Source organism: Microcoleus sp. BM001215392 (assembly GCF_036700185.1).
In the GTDB taxonomy this organism is placed as follows: Bacteria; Cyanobacteriota; Cyanobacteriia; order Cyanobacteriales; family Microcoleaceae; genus Microcoleus.
The window spans coordinates 1-2,123 of the sequence record NZ_JAUBOJ010000638.1; the positions used below are offsets into that span (position 1 = coordinate 1).

At 48.5% G+C, this 2,123-nt stretch carries 1 protein-coding gene; it reads left to right on the forward strand.

From position 1 onward, the window contains the following. The coding region (locus tag QT974_RS33665) for a filamentous hemagglutinin (protein ID WP_333472700.1) at positions 1-2,123 on the forward strand (2,123 nt) is incomplete at both ends.

The window sequence follows — 2,123 nt, forward strand, 5'->3', positions numbered from 1 at the left end:
TAACGGCTAGTGGCGGACAAGTTTTGCTCGGTAGCGTGGCCAGTCCGGGTGTAGTGAATTTAACAGTGACATCGAACCCACAGCCGGGAAATTTAAGTTTAAATTATGATAATATTCAGAACTTCGGCCCTATTAAAATATCTGACGGAACGCTGATCAATACCAGCGGAATTGGTGGCGGCCGGGTAGAGATTAAAGGTGGAAATGTCACCATTAGTGCGGCGCGAATTTATGGACTGACACTGGGAAATATTGATAGTAGAGGCATAGATATCACTGCCCAAAATGTTCAAGTCAAGGATGGATCTCAAATTTCTACTCTAACTCTCGGAAATGGTGCAGGAGGCAATATCAACATCCGCGCTACTGATTCAGTAGAAATGAGTGGACTTGGAGTAGAGGGTTATCAACTGTTGGTGAGTAAATATTTAGTATCAGGAACCGTCGATCGGTTTGACCCACAATTTGTTTTGTTTAATGGTACTTCTGGCGCTGGAGCTGGGGGAAGTATTACCATTGATACTGGCAGCCTGTTAATGCGTAATGGCGTAGTCGGTAGTGGCATTACTCTTGGGGCTGGAAGTGGCGGCAGTCTAAATATTCGTGCCAATACTTTTGAGATTGTGGGTTCTGGAATTAACAATGCCACAGCTAAAGATAGCACAGGTGCAGGAGGAAGTATCAACCTGGATGTTGAACGATTAATTATGCGCGAAGGTTCTCTCCTTGGTAGTACGAGTTACAGCAGCGGGCCGTCGGGGAGTATTAATGTTAAAGCTGCTGAATCGATAGAACTGTCCAATTCCAGCCGCAGAACTGCTATATCAACGGGAATCAGCACCCTGAGTATCAACGGTAACGGAAAAGCAGGAGATATTAACGTTGACACTAAGCGATTGAGTCTTTCTGATGGATCTGCTTTTACATTAGGAACTGGAATATTAGTGGGATTCCTATTTTCTCAAAAAGGCGGGCCTGCTGGAAATTTAACAGTTAGGGCCAGTGAATCAGTGGAAATTTCAGGAATTTCTCCTGTTTTGACCAGCGGGAATCAAACTGATAGCGCCTTGAGTTCTGCAACTTTGAGTTCTAGTCGGGGTGGGAATATCCGCGTCGATACGGGGAGGTTGACTGTGCGGAATGGGGGGCTAGTTTCTACTAGGTCTTTTGGTACGGGAGATGGAGGTGATGTTACTATTAACGCCGATCGCATCGAAGTCAGCGGCATTAGTAATAACGGTTTATCTGTCAGTTCAATTGATGCTTCTGTCGCTACCAGGTTCGCCATTAACAATCCCAATCCAACAGGGAATGCGGGTTCGGTGAATTTGAATACCCGTCAATTGAGTGTCCGGGATGGAGCGACGGTGACGGTGCAGGCTTTGGGAACCGGACGAGCTGGTAATATTAATGTTGTCGCAGATGCGATCGCCCTGGACAACAAAGCGAGGATTGATGGCAGAAGTGCATCCGGTGTAGGAGCAAATATTAACTTGGAAGCGCGAGACATCCAATTGCGCAGGGGGAGTCAAATTACAACGGATGCGGGTAGTTCTGAAGGCGGCAATATCAACATCAACAGCGGGATTCTTCTGGCTCTCCCGCAAGAAAACAGCGACATTACCGCCAACGCCCGTACAGCAGCAGGCGGCCGCGTTAATATTAATGTCCCCAATGTCTTCGGCTTTCGGGCCGCGGGCCGCGAACAAGTCAGAAGCCGCTTAAATCTCACCGATGCGCAATTTGCAGCTTTGCAAGTCAGCCCAACTTCCTTGCTTCCTAGCAGCGACATCGCGGCGATTTCCCAAAATGCGGGCCCGGCTTTGCAAGGGGCGGTAACATTTAGTTCTTCTGGGGTGAATCCGGCTCAAGGCTTAGTGGAACTGCCGCAAAATGTAGTGAATCCTGCTGCATTAATTGCGGCAAATCCCTGCATTGAAGGAGCCGGAAACGAGTTTACTGTTACTGGTAAAGGGGGAGTGCCGCCGGGCCCGAATGACTCTCTGAGCAGTGCAGAAACGCCGTTTCCGTGGGTGGAAGCGGAAGGCATTCGGGAAGGTGAAGCAACGGGGGCAACCGATTCTGTAGCGGATAGAGGTTCGAGGGAACAAAGGGAAAATAAA